13 protein-coding genes are annotated in these 14460 nt (G+C 69.1%); 7 read left to right on the top strand and 6 right to left on the bottom strand.

What is annotated here, in order from left to right:
* Positions 1 to 744: 744 nt before the first annotated feature.
* The gene (locus tag AB0H50_RS13665; protein ID WP_357451561.1) at positions 745 to 1305 is read right to left on the bottom strand and encodes a helix-turn-helix domain-containing protein; all 561 of its coding nucleotides are present in this window, start codon (positions 1303 to 1305) and stop codon (positions 745 to 747) included.
* A gap of 97 nt (positions 1306 to 1402) precedes the next feature.
* Positions 1403 to 2548, bottom strand: coding sequence for an acyl-CoA dehydrogenase family protein (locus AB0H50_RS13660; RefSeq protein WP_357451062.1), 1146 nt, complete (start codon positions 2546 to 2548; stop codon positions 1403 to 1405).
* A gap of 279 nt (positions 2549 to 2827) precedes the next feature.
* Between AB0H50_RS13660 and AB0H50_RS13655 the strand changes: the two genes are divergently transcribed.
* The gene (locus AB0H50_RS13655; RefSeq protein WP_357451059.1) at positions 2828 to 3766 is read left to right on the top strand and encodes an alpha/beta fold hydrolase; all 939 of its coding nucleotides are present in this window, start codon (positions 2828 to 2830) and stop codon (positions 3764 to 3766) included.
* A gap of 18 nt (positions 3767 to 3784) precedes the next feature.
* On the opposite strand, the gene AB0H50_RS13650 is transcribed toward AB0H50_RS13655, so the two are convergent.
* Together AB0H50_RS13650 and AB0H50_RS13645 are read right to left on the bottom strand one after the other, a co-directional pair.
* Positions 3785 to 4057 carry a flavin reductase family protein gene (locus tag AB0H50_RS13650; RefSeq protein ID WP_357451056.1) on the bottom strand — a complete coding sequence of 91 codons (273 nt, stop codon included), beginning with the start codon at positions 4055 to 4057 and terminating at the stop codon, positions 3785 to 3787.
* Between the two features lie 56 nt (positions 4058 to 4113).
* Positions 4114 to 4779, bottom strand: coding sequence for a PRC-barrel domain-containing protein (locus tag AB0H50_RS13645; protein ID WP_357451053.1), 666 nt, complete (start codon positions 4777 to 4779; stop codon positions 4114 to 4116).
* Positions 4780 to 5049: 270 nt separating this feature from the next.
* Between AB0H50_RS13645 and AB0H50_RS13640 the strand changes: the two genes are divergently transcribed.
* Together AB0H50_RS13640 and AB0H50_RS13635 are read left to right on the top strand one after the other, a co-directional pair.
* Positions 5050 to 6480 (top strand): SDR family NAD(P)-dependent oxidoreductase, encoded by a 1431-nt coding sequence (locus tag AB0H50_RS13640; protein ID WP_357451050.1) that lies wholly within the window; start codon positions 5050 to 5052, stop codon positions 6478 to 6480.
* Positions 6481 to 6550: 70 nt separating this feature from the next.
* Positions 6551 to 7345: a class I SAM-dependent methyltransferase gene (locus AB0H50_RS13635; RefSeq protein WP_357451047.1), complete on the top strand. Its 795-nt coding sequence runs from the start codon at positions 6551 to 6553 to the stop codon at positions 7343 to 7345.
* Between the two features lie 33 nt (positions 7346 to 7378).
* On the opposite strand, the gene AB0H50_RS13630 is transcribed toward AB0H50_RS13635, so the two are convergent.
* Positions 7379 to 8155, bottom strand: a complete 777-nt coding sequence (locus tag AB0H50_RS13630) for an alpha/beta fold hydrolase (RefSeq protein ID WP_357451044.1) — start codon at positions 8153 to 8155, stop codon at positions 7379 to 7381.
* Between the two features lie 40 nt (positions 8156 to 8195).
* Between AB0H50_RS13630 and AB0H50_RS13625 the strand changes: the two genes are divergently transcribed.
* Together AB0H50_RS13625 and AB0H50_RS13620 are read left to right on the top strand one after the other, a co-directional pair.
* Positions 8196 to 9542, top strand: coding sequence for a CoA transferase (locus tag AB0H50_RS13625; protein WP_357451041.1), 1347 nt, complete (start codon positions 8196 to 8198; stop codon positions 9540 to 9542).
* A 336-nt stretch (positions 9543 to 9878) separates the two neighbouring features.
* Positions 9879 to 11477, top strand: coding sequence for an MFS transporter (locus AB0H50_RS13620; protein WP_357451038.1), 1599 nt, complete (start codon positions 9879 to 9881; stop codon positions 11475 to 11477).
* Positions 11478 to 11485: 8 nt separating this feature from the next.
* On the opposite strand, the gene AB0H50_RS13615 is transcribed toward AB0H50_RS13620, so the two are convergent.
* Positions 11486 to 12070, bottom strand: coding sequence for a TetR/AcrR family transcriptional regulator (locus AB0H50_RS13615; RefSeq protein ID WP_357451035.1), 585 nt, complete (start codon positions 12068 to 12070; stop codon positions 11486 to 11488).
* 353 nt (positions 12071 to 12423) lie between these two features.
* On the opposite strand from AB0H50_RS13615, the gene AB0H50_RS13610 reads away from it, so the two are divergent.
* Together AB0H50_RS13610 and AB0H50_RS13605 are read left to right on the top strand one after the other, a co-directional pair.
* The gene (locus tag AB0H50_RS13610) at positions 12424 to 13521 is read left to right on the top strand and encodes a nucleoside hydrolase (protein WP_357451032.1); all 1098 of its coding nucleotides are present in this window, start codon (positions 12424 to 12426) and stop codon (positions 13519 to 13521) included.
* A gap of 43 nt (positions 13522 to 13564) precedes the next feature.
* Positions 13565 to 14446 carry an amidohydrolase family protein gene (locus AB0H50_RS13605; RefSeq protein WP_357451029.1) on the top strand — a complete coding sequence of 294 codons (882 nt, stop codon included), beginning with the start codon at positions 13565 to 13567 and terminating at the stop codon, positions 14444 to 14446.
* The last annotated feature ends 14 nt before the right edge of the window (positions 14447 to 14460 follow it).

The following is a 14460-nucleotide window of genomic DNA, read 5'->3' as shown; positions in this document are numbered from 1 at the left end:
GAAGACGACACTGCCGAGAGGGAAACACAGCACGACGGACCCGCCGGCAGACCCGGCGCCAGATCCGGTGACAGGCGTGACCGCGTAGGCGGAAGCCGGGGTTGCTTGCGCGGGGGCCGGATTCGCCGAAGCCACGGGAGCTGCGAGGAAGCACAGCGGAAGAGCTATCGCGGTCGCGGCGGCGGTTTTGATCATTTTGCTAGACATTGTGCAATCCCTTGATTCGATCGAGTAGTTCACAACGCCCGGAACAGCCGCAGTGAATGGCGGGACGGGGCGCCTTGCCGGTAGCCCGGCGCAGTTCTGCTGGCGGGCTGACGTGCCGGAGCCTGGTGAGCAGGCGTGATCTGCCGATCGCCGGAGGATTCCCCGTGAGCGCATGCAGAGGATTCGCGAAGTCGTAGTCCCTGGCAGCCCAGGTTTACCTGTGGCGGAGAGGCGGCTCGACGCCCACGCGTCCAGATCGGCACGCCGACCGGCAACTGGCCGGTGCCTGATCATCAGGTAACAGCCTTCCGCGGCATCGAGCAAACGGACGGGTGGAAACGCCGCGGCCCCGCCCGCTGACAGCCCACCCTCGTTCACCACGGAAAGGCGTCCAGATCAGCTTACTTCCGGCTACCAAAAGTGAAAACAGGATCAGGAAAAATCAAGCAATTCACCCCGGCCAAATGCCCTTTCCGCGCGAGGAATTCGGGCAGATCGGGCATGGTCCGGACCGCGGGATCACCGGTCCCGCCGCGGTCAGCGTCGGCTGTCGACCTTCGGCATGGTCTCGGTTACCAGGGTGAACAGCATGTCGGCGAGCAGTTCGTGCACCTGTTCGCGGGTGAGATTGCCGCGCGTGATCCACTCGCGTCCCGCCACCTTCACCAGCCCGCCGTAGGCCCGCACCATCGCGCGCAATTCCGCACTGTGTGCCGAATCGGCCAGCCCGACCATCACCAGCGTGCGCTCTGCGGCGGCGTCGTCGGCCTCGTCGAGTATCTGCTGCACTTCGGGATCGTCGCCGACGCCTTCGTGGCTGGTGACCTTGACCCAGGTGCTGCCGTGTTCGCCGATGGTGTCGAGCAGCCAGTGCACGCTGGCGTCGACGCGTTCGCGATCGGTGCCCGCGGGCACGACCATGGCGTCCAGCTTGGGCAGGGTCACCATGCGGCGCACCACGGCGAGATACAGGTCCCGCTTGTTGCCGAAGTAGTGGTTGATCAGCCCGCGGGCCACCCCGGCGCGTTGCGCGAGCTCCGCGGTGGACACCGCCGCGTAGGGCCGCTCGCCGAACATGTCGATCGCGCAGGCGAGGATCTGCGCGCGCCGCTCGTCGGGTTCGAGCCTGCGCCGGCGCGGCGACCCGTCGGCGGCGCCGTTCGACGCCGCCGCGGAGGCCCCGCCGCTTCGGGTTTCAGAGAGACCGCGCAATGAGATCCTTCATCACTTCGTTGCTACCCGCCAGGATGCGCAGGACGCGGGCGCCGGTGTAGAGCTGGGAAATCGGATACTCCGTCATGTAGCCGTAGCCGCCGAACAGTTGCAGGCAGCGATCGACAACGATACCGAGTTGGTCGGTGATCCAGTATTTCGACATGGCCGCGGTCGGGATGTCGAGCTCGCCGCGCAGATGCTTGCCGATCGCGTCGTCGAGGAAGGTGCGGCAGACCTTGGCCAGAGTGGCGCACTCGGCGAGCTCGAACTTGGTGTTCTGCATCGCGAACAGCGGCTTGCCGAACGCCTCGCGGCCCTTGGTGTAGTCGACGGTCAGCTCGACGGCCTTCTCCATCATGGCGGTCGCGAGGATGGCCGTGACCAGTCGTTCCTGCGCCAGCAGTTGCATCATCTGGTAGAAGCCCTGCCCCTCGGCCTCGCCGAGCAGGTTGGACGCAGGCACCCGGAGTCCGTCGAAGAACAGTTCGGCGGTGTCCTGCGCCTTGCCGCCGATCTTGTTCAGGATGCGGCCGCGGGTGAAGCCGGGAATGTCGTCGCCGACCTCGGCGAAGATCAGCGAGACGCCCGCCGCCCCCTTCGCCGGATCGGTCTTGGCGGCGATGATGATGCCGTCGCAGAGCCAGCCGTTGGTGATGAAGATCTTCGAGCCGGTGATGACGTACTCGTCGCCTTCGCGCACCGCGCGGGTCTTGATGTTCTGCAGATCCGAGCCGGTGCTCGGTTCGGTCATGCCGATGGACAGCACCATCTCGCCGCTGGCCGCCTTGGGCAGGACCCGCCGCTTGAGCTCCTCGGACCCGAATTCGATGAGGTACGGCGCGATGATCGAGCTGTGCACCGCCATGCCGAGCGAGCCGTCGCCAGCGAAGGCCTGCTCCTCGATGATCGCCGCCTCGTGCGCGAACGTGCCCCCGCCACCCCCGTATTCGGCCGGGATCGCGGTACACAGCAGACCGAGCTCGCCCGCCCGGTTGTACAAATGCCGGTCGGGGTGGCCCTGCGCGACGAACTTCTCCTCGTGCGGGACGACCTCCTTCTCGAAGAACGTCCGTGCGAGGTCGCGCACGGCCTCCACCTCGTCGTCACTCCACGCGGCCCGTGCCATGGTCTCGATCCTTTGCTCACGTCGGCCCGGCCTCGACGCCGGTCCACCGCCATCAGATTCCAGCACTATTGGCGGCTTGTCAACAACAGAGCGCGAGTTCGGCCCTGGCGCCGCGCGACCGAGGTCGAACCGCAGCACCGAGCCGTCGGCCCGCAGGCTCACCCGCACTTGACGGAGGAATCGAAATACGGTGGGGTGCCGGAGAAGTCAGTATCGTGGAACGTACCGGCAGTACGTTCGGGACTCCGCACCCCGACGGATAGTGACCGAGGCGAGCACATGACCGAATCGTTCGACAGCATCGGACCGCGCGGGACCCATCTCCCGCGACGAGAGCGCCGGGTCCGCGGCGCCGACGGTGACCTCGCGGTCTTCGAATGGGGCGACCCGCGCGGCGTCCCGCTGGTCCTGGTGCACGGTCTCAGCGACACCCATCGGGTGTGGCGCGAGGTCGCCACGCTGCTCGCCGACGACTTCCGGGTGATCGCGTACGACGCACGCGGCCATGGCGACTCCGAAACGCCTTCCGGTGCAAGCACTTTCCGTCTCGATCGGTTGGCGGACGACCTCTTCGCCGTCGTGGACGCGCTCAGCCCGAACCGGCCCGCGCACGTCTGTGGGCACGGATGGGGCGCGATCCAGGGCTGGGAGGCGGTCTGCGACCCGCGCGCCAACACCAGGATCGCCTCCTTCACCGCCATCTCTGGACCCAATCTCGATCACCTCGGCGTTCAGCTGCGCGAGCTCGCGGCGCGGCCGCACCGGATGCGGCGGCTTGCGACCGACCGCAAGTTCTGGCGGCACGGCGGGGCCTCGGCGCGCACGGCCGCGCTGCGCATCACCTATCCGCCCCGTGTCCGCACCTGGCTCATCGAACGGCTCGGCGGCATTCCCCCGGCGCACGCGCCCATCGCGCCGACCTGGCGGGCGGATCTGCTCACGGGCGCGCGCATCGTGCACACCAACCTGGCGCCCCGGCTGCTGTGCCCGCGCCCGCGGTCGACGGCGGTGCCGGTGCAGATGGTGGTCGACACCACCGACGTGCTGGTCCCGCCGTTCCTCTATTACGGCAGCGCCCGCTGGGTGGACCGGCTGTGGCGCTGCTCGATCCCCGCCGACCACTGGCTTCCGAGCACCGAACCGCTGCTGGTCGCCGAGGCGCTCGGCAACTTCGTCGAAGATCTGGCCGCGGCCGACAGCAGCCTGCCCCGCGGCTGACGCGGCACCGCCGCCAGCTCAGGCCTCGTGGCCAGGGGGAAGATCGGCGACCGCGCCGGTGCGCAGCGCGGGGCGCGCCGAGTCGGCGGCGTGTCCCGCGGTTGGTTCCATGACCACGCCGATGTGGTCGCCGAAGTCGTACCGTGCCAGGATCCGCCCGGTGAACCAGTACGGCGCGGCGCTCAGGATCGGCAGCCCGTGCGGGCCCTCGGTCCACTCGCAGCGCGCGCGTCGAAGGCGGCGCGGGCGTGCTCGGAGTCGTTCTGCATCCGCTGTCCCTTCCGTGAGCACCGGCCGCCGGCGCCGCCGAGGGATGCGCTTCGCCCTCGACGACACCGGCGCGCCGGTCACCATCGATCCGGTCCGCGGGTTTCGTCTATACCGTCGACGCGTTCCGTGCGCACCCTGTCGGACCCGGTCTGTTCTTCGAGGACGTCGTCGATCTCCAGCTGCACCGGTTCCGCGGGCGCCGACGCGTCGCGCCCGGTCGACATCGCCACCGTCGGCTCGTCATCGACGTATCCGCGGCCGCGCGCGGTGCGCGCCAACGCGGGATCGGCGCCGATATTCAACCGTTCCTCGGAACGAATCAGTTCGTCGTCGGTCCGGCCGCCGCTGTCGGCAGCCCACTCGGCGGTGGTGGCCCGAGCGTTCACCGGGTGCTCGCCGTAGGGCCTGCCGTAGGTCTTCCACGCCGAAAGAGCCGGGTCGATGTCGTAGTGCTCGAACAACTCTCGTTCGCTGCGCTGGCTGATGTTGCCGTCGTCGTCGAGGTACGGCGCGGACTTGACCTGCTCCTTGCCGACCCGCACCTGCAGCGTCGCGCGCTCGCGCCGATGCTCGGCGCCCGCCAGCGGCACCAGCGCGTCGTGACCGAACAACCCCGTGGAGATGGCCACCCAGGTCGGGAAGCCGCTGGCGTTGTCCACGTAGATCCGCTTGACCTTGCCGACCTTGTCCCCGTCACGGTCGTAGACGATGTTGCCGAGTACCGAATCCAGCAGACTACTCATGGTCTCCTCCTCGATTCTCACTCCGGGACGATTGCGGCGACCGGCCGAAAGAGCAATCGGCAAGACACCGCGGACCTGCATGATCAATCGAGTACACAGCGGCAACTACCCTCTGTCCCCACCGGCAAACAGCGCTCGGTCGAGCGTCTGTTTCCGCGCGGTCACGACCGACGCGCGCGAACGAGGCATGGCCGGACCGCGACCGCCCACCAGGGTTTGCGACAATGGGAACTTCGATTGCCCAGCTCACGAAGGACCTCCGCACACCCGATGGCCGACAGCAGTATCGATCCCGACGACCTCGCCACCTGTCTTCGGGTACTCGACCAGGCCGGACAGCTGGAGAAGGAACACCCCGACTCGATCGCGGTGCAGCGCGCGGTCGGTCGCATGTTCAAGAAGCTCAAGCAGCGCCGCCGCGTCGAAGCGCGCGACAAGATCGCGACCGCGGACCGCGCGGTCGTCGCGGCCACCGCCACGGGCTCACCGAATCGCATCGATGACGAGACGGCGGGCATTCCGCTGACCTCGACGTCCAAGGGCGCCAGCGCGGGCACCCTGCTCCGCCCGCGCCCCTGCTACATCTGCAAGCAGCGCTACACCCGCGTCGACGCCTTCTACCACCAGCTGTGCCCGGACTGCGCCGCGAGCAGCCACGCCAAGCGCGACGCGCGCACCGATCTCTCCGGCCGCCGCGCGCTGCTCACCGGCGGCCGCGCCAAGATCGGCATGTACATCGCGCTGCGGCTGCTGCGCGACGGCGCGCACACCACCATCACCACCCGTTTTCCCAACGACGCCATCCGCCGTTTCGCCGCGATGGACGACAGCGCCGACTGGCTGCACCGGCTGCGCATCGTCGGCATCGACCTGCGCGATCCCGCGCAGGTGGTGGCCCTCGCCGACGACATCGCCGCGCAGGGCCCGCTGGACATCCTGATCAACAACGCGGCGCAGACCGTGCGCCGCTCCCCCGGCGCCTACAGCGCCTTGGTGGAGGCCGAATCGGGTCCGCTGCCCGCGGGCGCGCTGCCCGATGTGGTGACCTTCGGCAAGACCATGCAGGCGCATCCGACCGCGCTCACCGCGTCGCTGGCGCCGACGCTCACCGCCGCGGATGTCGCCGAGCTCGCGCTCGTCGCGGGATCGGCCACCCCCGAACGGATTTCGCGTGGCGTGGCGATCGACGCCGGCGGTCTGGTGCCCGATCTCGCGCACACCAACAGCTGGGTGCAGACCGTCGCCGAGGTCGATCCCACCGAGCTGCTCGAAGTACAGCTGTGCAATTCGGTGGCGCCGTTCATCCTGGTGTCGCGCCTGCGCCCGGCCATGGCCGCCGCGTCCGCTCGCCGCAAGTACATCGTGAACGTCTCCGCCATGGAGGGTCAGTTCGGCCGCGGGTACAAGGGCCCCGGGCACCCACACACCAATATGGCCAAGGCGGCGCTGAACATGCTGACCCGCACCAGCGCCAAGGAGATGTTCGAGTCCGACTCCATCCTGATGACCGCCGTCGACACCGGCTGGATCACCGACGAGCGCCCGCACTACACCAAGCTCCGCCTCGCCGAGGAAGGCTTCCACGCCCCGCTCGACCTGGTGGACGGCGCCGCCCGCGTCTACGACCCGATCGTGCGTGGCGAGGACGGCGTCGACCTCTACGGGTGCTTCCTCAAGGACTATCAGCCCTCGCCCTGGTGAGCCTCCGCCGCCGCGCGGCGGCGGACGAGCAAGATCGGTGGTGACACTGTGACCACGACTTGGAGGGCGCATGGCGGACAGGACCGGATCGCGCCGGACCGGACTCGGCGCGCTGCTGCGTGACAAAGCGCCTTTCCTGCGCTGGTCGACGATCCGCTTCGCGCTCGGCGGCAGGTCGGTGCTGCGCACCGGGCAGGTGGGCGACGGCCGCGAGGAAGCCGTGCGACAGCATGTGCTGACCACCGCGACGCCTGGCGATCCCGAGAGCGTGCTCGCCGCGATCGATGATTTCGCGCGCACCCGCAGCATCTTGATGAACGTCGGCGACGAGAAGGGTCTGCTGCTCGACGCCGCGGTCCGGCGCGCGAGGCCGCTGCTCGCCCTGGAACTGGGCGCCTACTGCGGGTACAGCGCGGTGCGCACCGGACGACTGCTGCCGCCGCGCGGACGGCTGCTGTCGGTGGAGGCCAGCGCCGCCAACGCGGCGATCGCGACCGACGTGATCGCGCACGCCGGACTCGCCGATCGGGTCGAGGTGGTGGTCGGCAAGATCGGCGACGGCGGGGCGACCATGCGCAGGCTCGCCGTTGACCACGGATTCACCGCGAGCGCAGTCGATTTCGTCTTCCTGGATCACCTGAAGACCGCGTATCTGCCCGATCTGCTCGCGCTGCTCACCGTCAACTGGCTGCACCCCGGCTCCATCGTGGTCGCCGACAACGTGAGGATCCCTGGAGCGCCGCGCTACCTGCGCTACATGCGTGCGCAGGAGGGCAAGACCTGGCGCACCGTGGAGCATCGCACCCACGTCGAATACCAGTCCCTGCTGCGCGATCTCGTCCTCGAGTCGGAGTACCTGGGCTGATCGCCCCGGCGGTGCCCGACGACCCGCCGCCGGCTATCGGGCGCGGCCTGCGGGATCGTCCAGCTGCCGAGTGACGAAATCGGCTACCGCGCCGACGTGTTCGTCGAGGTAGAAGTGCCCGCCCGGGAAGGTCCCGCGGGCGAACGCGCCCGAGGTGAACGCCCGCCATTCGTCGGCCTGCTCGGGTGTGGTGGTCGGGTCGCCGGTGCTGACCAGCGCGGCGAGGTCGCAGGCGAGTGGCTCGCCCGGCCGGTGCCGATAGGTCTCCACGGCCCGGTAGTCGCTGCGCACCGAGGGCAGCACCAGATCGGCGAGGCCGGGCTCGGTGCGCAGCAGTGCGATCGGCGCGGGGTCGGCGGCGAGGCGCTCCAGATCCGCGATGAGCGCCTCGTCGGATTCCAGGTGCAGGCGGCGGTGCTCGGCGAAAGACGGTGCGGGACGGCCCGACACGAACAAAGCGGCGAGCTCTTGCCCGCGTGCCTCCAGCCTGCGGGCCGTCTCGTAGGCCAGGGTGGCGCCCATGCTGTGCCCGAACAGCGCGAGACCGGACCGAGGACCGTGTCCCAGCAACTCTCCGGCGATCAGATCGGCGAGTGCGTGCAGATCCGGGATCGCCGCTTCGCCGTATCGGTCCTGCCGTCCCGGATACTGGACGGCCAGTACCGCCACGCCGGAACCGAATTCGAGGGCGAGCTCACGGTAGGCCGCCGCGGAACCGCCGCCGGGCGGGAAACACACCAGGTAGTGGCGCGGCGCCGGGTCGGTCCGCAGGATCCGCAGCCAATCGGTGGCGGTGATCGTCTCGTCCACGTCCGTCTCCTTCTCCGCCGGTGCGGCTAGTCTCGATCTGGTGAACGCGCACGCACGGCTGGTCCACGAGTACGAATCCGGAATCGGTGTCCCCGTTTCCGGCATTACCCACGCCCCCGATCCCGGGAGCAATCTTGCTGCGACACTGCCGGTCTGGGCGCTGGCCGCGGGCTCGGTGGCCGCGGTGGCGGCCGCCGCCAACCGGTTGCGCGACGCGCACGGACTCGCTCCTGTGCCGCATCGAATCGACCCGGAGCGGATCACCGCCGCGTTCTCCAGCGACCGCCTGCTGCGCGCGGACGGCCGTCAGGTGCCCATGTTCGCCGATCTCTCCGGATTCTTCCCCACTTTCGACGGTTGGGTGCGCACTCACGCCAACTATCCGCACCATCGGACCCGTCTGCTCGCCGCGCTCGGCCTACCGGACGACGCGCCACTCGATCTGGCGGTCGCCCATATCGCCATGAGCCGTGCGTCCGATATCGAGGACAACGCCGCCATGGCGGGCGCGATCGCGGTCCAGGTGCGTACCGAGGAGGAGTGGGCCGCCACACCGCAGGCGGCGGCCGCCGCGTCCGGTCCGCTGGTCGCCATGGAACCGCGCCAGGACCGCGCCGGCGCCCCTTTCCGTTCCGAGGCAACGCCGTTTCAGCCGTTGCGCGGGGTGCGTGTGCTCGACATGACCCGGGTGATCGCGGGCCCGGTCGCGACCAGGACGCTGGCGCTGCTCGGCGCGGAAGTGCTGCGGGTGGATCCGCCGTGGCTGCCGGAGATCCCGTGGCAATACGCCGACACCTGCCAGGGCAAGCACTCCGCGATGGTCGACCTACGCGCCCACTCGGCGGTCTTCCACGACCTGCTCGCCACGGCCGACGTGCTCGTCACGGGGTACCGCCCCGGCGCGCTGGAGCACGCAGGCCTGACCACCGCGGTCCGCCCCGGCCTGGTGTACGGCCGGGTCAGCGCCTGGGGCGAGTCCGGTCCGTGGGGCGGGCGCCGTGGCTTCGACAGCATCGTGCAGTCCGCCACCGGCATCGCCATTCTGGAGGGCGCGCCGTCGGTGCCCGGCGCGCTGCCCGCCCAGGCGCTCGACCACGCGTCCGGCTATCTCCTCGCGGCGGGCGTGATCGACGCCCTCGCTGCGCGCACCTACGACGGAGTCGGCCGTGACGTGCGAGTCTCGTTGGCGCGCACGGCGTCCTGGCTCCTCGCCAACCCCGACCGCGGCCTGAGCCAGGGCCCCGCCGCGGCGCCCAACCCGGAGCTGACCGTCAGCCACGGATCCCTGGTGACGGCCGCGCCCGCCTTGGCCGAATACCCGGATTACGCTTGGCCCGCACCGCAATACGGGGCCAGCGCGCCGGCCTGGCCGGTGCGTACCCGGTAGCCGACGCCGGCCCGCGCGATCGCGTTCGGCCGCCGACTCGTGACGGAAGGCGTGGAGCAGGCGGAGCTGCGTTCGACCGGCTGGCGAAGGGACACCGAGACCGGAGCCGTGCGCGTATTGCCGGGGGCGATGATCGGGAGTGATGCCGGGTTCGCGTCGCTGCTGCCTGCATTTGTCGTAGTCGTGGCCTCCGTCGGTGTACAGGCTCTCGTACTCCGTTACGAGAGCGCATCATGGCGCCACCGAATTATTCGCGGTCCGGTGGCCAGCGGAAAATCCGTTGCCCTGTCGCCGCGGGGGCGATGAAATGTGTATTCGCAGGTCGTCTGCACTCACATGACAGCCATCGACATCCGCACGCCGGAAGGAACTCACACCTTGGATACCGTCGACCAGAGCGCGCACAGGGACGTCGGGGCGCTCGCCGGACGGACCGAGTGGGTCGGCCTCGTGGTGCTCGCGCTCGCCTGCCTGGTCTACGCGATGGACCTCACGGTGCTCCATCTCGCGGTACCCATGATCAGCGCCGACCTGCACCCGACCAGCTCGCAGCTGCTCTGGATCATCGACGTCTACGGCTTCATGGTGGCGGGGCTGCTGATCACCATGGGCACCATCGGCGACCGGATCGGGCGGCGGCGCATGCTGATGATCGGCGCGGCGCTGTTCACCGTGGTGTCGGTGGCGGCGGCATTCGCGCCGACAGCGGAAGCGCTGATCGTCTGCCGCGCCCTGCTCGGCATCGCGGGCGCCACGCTGGCGCCGTCGACACTGTCGTTGATCTTCAACATGTTCCGCGATCCACGGCAGCGTTCGGTCGCGGTGGGCGTATGGGTCGGCGCGTTCTCGGCGGGCGGCGCGGTCGGTCCGATCTTCGGTGGCGCGCTGTTGGAGAATTTCTGGTGGGGCTCGGTGTTCTTGCTCGCCGTTCCCGTTATGGTGCTGCTGCTTGCGCTCGGCCCGAAGGTGCTTCCCGAGTTTCGCGATCCCGACGCGGGACGCCTCGATCCGCTCAGCGCGGCGCTCTGCGTGGGGACCATGATCGCCGTCGTGTTCGGCATGAAGAAGATCGCCCAGGACGGTGTCGGTGCGGCGGCGCTCGCCGGCCTCGTCGGCGGCGCGGCGCTCGGCGTGCTGTTCGTGCGGCGCCAGCTCACCGGCGCCGACCCGATGCTGGACCTGCGGCTGTTCCGGTTGAGCCGGTTCCGTATCGCCTTGTTGATCAATATGGTCGGCATCTTCGTCGCCTTCGGCTACTTCCTGTTCGTCGCGCAGTACTTCCAGCTGGTGCTCGGGATGTCGCCGCTGCGGACCGGTCTGGCGATGGTGCCGTCCGGCCTCGGTTTCATCATCGGATCGCAGCTGGCGCCGCGGCTGGTCCAAGTGATGCGGCCCGCCTACCTGATCGGCGGCGGACTCGCCGCGGCCGGTGTCGGATTACTCATGATGACGCAGCTCAGCGCGTCCGGCGGCTACGGTCTGGCAGTGGCCGCCTCGGTGATCTCCTCCCTCGGGCTCGCCCCGGTGTTCGGCATCACCACCGAGCTCATCGTCGGCGCCGCACCGCCCGAACAGGCGGGCGCCGCCTCCGGCGTCTCGGAGACCGGCGCGGAATTCGGCGGCGCGCTCGGCATTTCGGTCCTTGGCAGCATCAGTATCGCGATCTACCGCGGCGATCTGTCGTCCTCACTGCCCGCCGGGCTCGCCGAGGCCGACGCGGAGTCGGTCCGCGACACCTTGGGCGCTGCGGTGCAGGTCTCCACCCAAGTGCCAACGGCGCTGGGCGAATCCGTGCTCGCGGCGGCACGCGAGGCATTCCTGCACGGTGTGCACATCACCGCGGGCATCGCCGGCGTCACCGCACTGGCCATCGCGCTGATCTCGGTGCGCAAGCTACGCGACATCCCGGCGGGCCCACTGACGCACGAGGACTGACCCCGTGGTCACCCGGTGGTTTCGCGCGAACCGGCGATCGCCGCGAACGCGGTCGACAGGGTATCTCCGTCCGGGAGGACGCCCTCTGAGCCGATCATCCAGAGTACCGAGAGGCCCTGCGTCAGTGCGAAATAGAGTTTGCTGATCGCTTCGGCTTGCTGCTGGGTCAGCCCGGGATGGGTTTCGCGCAGGATGACGGCGACGTCTGCGTGCGCGTGCGGAATGCTCTCGGCCATGTACCGCTGCGACTCCGGCGAGCGAGCCACCCGCAGCAGATTCTCCAAACTGGCCAGCATGCCTTCGTGGTTGGCGGCGAACACCGCGGGCAGGCCGTCGATCATCGACGCGAAGGCTTCCGGCATCGGACGCCCCTCGGTCGCCTGGATCAGCTCGGCCATGCTGTCGCCGATGCCGGTGCCGAGCGCTTCGGCCAGCGCCTCGGTGATCAACCTGTCCTTCGAACCGAAGTGGTAGCCGATGGCGGCCAGGCTGACCCCGGCGGCGTTCGCGATGTCGCGCGCGGTGGTCTTGGCGACGCCGCGCTCCATGATCGCCTTGCGGGCTCCGGCCAAGAGGTCTTCGCGGTTTCCCATGCGCTTCAGGCTACCGCACGTCTCAGACGATTGTCCAAGACGAATGTTCTAGCGCTTCGGTGCTCGTTGCACCGCTACACCGCTCTTCGTTCCGATATGCGCACGCCGCTGGACGGACTCACCTGGCGGCGTAACTCCGCCTTCGCTCCGGCCATGCACGGACTTCAGACGGACAGGCCCGCTCGGGTGCACCGAACGAAACTCAGCCTTCGCTCCACGAGGCGAGACTCCGGACAGACAGGTCTGACAGCGTGCACCGGACATAACTCCGCCTTCGCTCCAGCCCGAGGCGAGACTCCGGACGGACAGGTCCGGCACATCCGCCGGAGATAACTCCGCCTTCGCTCCGCCGGATGGGACTCCGACGGAGCGCGCTCGGCAGCGTCGATTACTGTCGAATCGTGCGGCAGAAGATGATCGTGGACGTCGACACGGGAATCGACGATTCGCTGGCCCTGCTGTACCTGCTCGCCTCCCCCGAGGCCGACATCCTCGGTATCGCGGCCACCGCGGGCAATGTGCCCGCCGCCCAGGTCGCCGCCAACAATCTCGCGTGGCTGGAGGTGTGCCGGGCGCCGGAGATCGAGGTCGCCCTCGGCGCGGCCGAACCGCTCGCTGTCCCGTTGCGCACCACCGAGGACACGCACGGCCCGCAGGGCATCGGCTACGCCGAGCTGCCCGAAACCCGGCGCACCTGTTCGGACCGCACGGCCGCGCAGATGTGGATGGCGTTGGTGCGCGAACATCCCGGGGAGATCGTCGGCCTGTGCACCGGTCCGCTGACCAACCTCGCGCTGGCGCTGCGCATCGAACCCGAACTGCCGCGGCTGCTGCGCCGGTTGGTGATCATGGGCGGCGCGTTCAACCATCCCGGCAACACCACGCCCACCAACGAGTGGAACGTGCACGTCGATCCCGAGTCGGCCAAGGAAGTGTTCGACGCCTTCTCCGCCGCCCCGCCGGATCGCCGCCCGCTGGTGTGCGCGCTCGACATCACCGAGACCATCGAGATGCATCCGAAGCATCTGGCGCTGCTGGCCGAGCGCGCGCTCAGCCACCCCGCCGAGACGGTGTCCGAGGACGACGTTCCCGGCTCCCGGTCCGCGGCCTCGAATCCCATTGTGCGCCACGTGTCCGACGCCGTGCGGTTCTACTTCGAGTTCCACCGCGCCTACGACCAGGGCTATCTCGCGCACATGCACGACCCATTCGCCGCCGCGGTCGCCCTCGATCCGTCTCTGGCCAGGACCAGGCCCGCGACGGTCGATGTGGAGCTGACCGGCACGTTGACGCGCGCGACGACGGTGGCCGACTGGGCGGGCATGTGGGGACGCGAACCCAACGCGGACATCGTCGTCGGCACCGATCCCGAGCTGTTCTTCGAACGGCTCATCACCCGCGTCGGCGATTTCGCCAGGAACCTCCATCCCCCTCGGGTGAACCGCGCATGAGGCACGCTCTCCCCGCTCCACTACGGCCGGCGAAGGACCCTCGGTGATCGACGACGACAACACATACCTGACCGATTTCCGTGCGCGGCTCGACCTGCCCGGAATCATCGACGTGCACACTCATTTCATGCCGGAGCGGGTGCTGAGCAAGGTGTGGTCGTACTTCGACTCGGTGGGCCCGCTGATCGGCCGCAGTTGGCCGATCGCATACCGCGAGGACGAGCAGGTGCGCCTGAAGACGTTGCGCGACTTCGGAGTTAGCGCGTTCACTTCGCTGGTGTACCCGCACAAGGCGGAGATGGCCGCGTGGCTCAACGACTGGACCGCCGAGTTCGCCGCCCGCACCCCCGACTGCCTGCACACCGCCACCTTCTACCCAGAACCCGGCGCGGCCGGCTACGTCGCGACCGCACTCGACCGCGGTGCGCGCGTCTTCAAGGTGCACATCCAGGTCGGTGATTTCCCGCCCGGCGACCCGCTGCTCAGCCCGGTCTGGGGACTACTCGAGGACGCCGGGGTCCCGGCGCTGATCCACTGCGGCTCCGGACCCGCCCCCGGTCGCTTCACCGGCCCCGATCCGATAGCCGAACTCCTGCAACGGTTTCCGCGACTGCGGCTGATCGTGGCCCACATGGGCACGCCGGAGTACTCGGAATTCCTGGACCTGGCGCAGCGGCACGATGGCGTCTACCTCGACACCACCATGGTGTGGACCGATTTCAGCGAGGCCGACTCGCCGTTCCCCGTCGCCGAGCACGGACGGCTGCGCGAGTTCGGCGAGCGAATTCTCTTCGGCAGCGACTTCCCCAATATTCCCTACAGCTACGGCCACGCCATCCAGGCACTGGAACGCCTCGACCTCGGCGCGGACTGGCTGCGTCAGGTCTGCTACCGCAACGCCGCCGAGCTCTTCACGATCAGCTGACCCAGGCGGGCATT

The sequence above is a fragment of the Nocardia sp. NPDC050793 genome (assembly GCF_040654065.1).
Lineage (GTDB): Bacteria > Actinomycetota > Actinomycetes > Mycobacteriales > Mycobacteriaceae > Nocardia.
Note: the sequence above shows the minus strand (reverse complement) of the source record. Positions and strands in the feature narration are given on the sequence as shown.

What these genes read in the sequence shown, in the direction of transcription:
- AB0H50_RS13640 (WP_357451050.1), top strand. Translation starts at nt 5,050, where the DNA reads ATGGCCGACAGCAGTATCGATCCCGACGACCTCGCCACCTGTCTTCGG.
- AB0H50_RS13620 (WP_357451038.1), top strand. Translation starts at nt 9,879, where the DNA reads ATGACAGCCATCGACATCCGCACGCCGGAAGGAACTCACACCTTGGAT.
- AB0H50_RS13610 (WP_357451032.1), top strand. Translation starts at nt 12,424, where the DNA reads ATGGGACTCCGACGGAGCGCGCTCGGCAGCGTCGATTACTGTCGAATC.
- AB0H50_RS13615 (WP_357451035.1), bottom strand. Translation starts at nt 12,070, where the DNA reads ATGGGAAACCGCGAAGACCTCTTGGCCGGAGCCCGCAAGGCGATCATG.
- AB0H50_RS13645 (WP_357451053.1), bottom strand. Translation starts at nt 4,779, where the DNA reads ATGAGTAGTCTGCTGGATTCGGTACTCGGCAACATCGTCTACGACCGT.
- AB0H50_RS13635 (WP_357451047.1), top strand. Translation starts at nt 6,551, where the DNA reads ATGGCGGACAGGACCGGATCGCGCCGGACCGGACTCGGCGCGCTGCTG.
- AB0H50_RS13655 (WP_357451059.1), top strand. Translation starts at nt 2,828, where the DNA reads ATGACCGAATCGTTCGACAGCATCGGACCGCGCGGGACCCATCTCCCG.
- AB0H50_RS13660 (WP_357451062.1), bottom strand. Translation starts at nt 2,548, where the DNA reads ATGGCACGGGCCGCGTGGAGTGACGACGAGGTGGAGGCCGTGCGCGAC.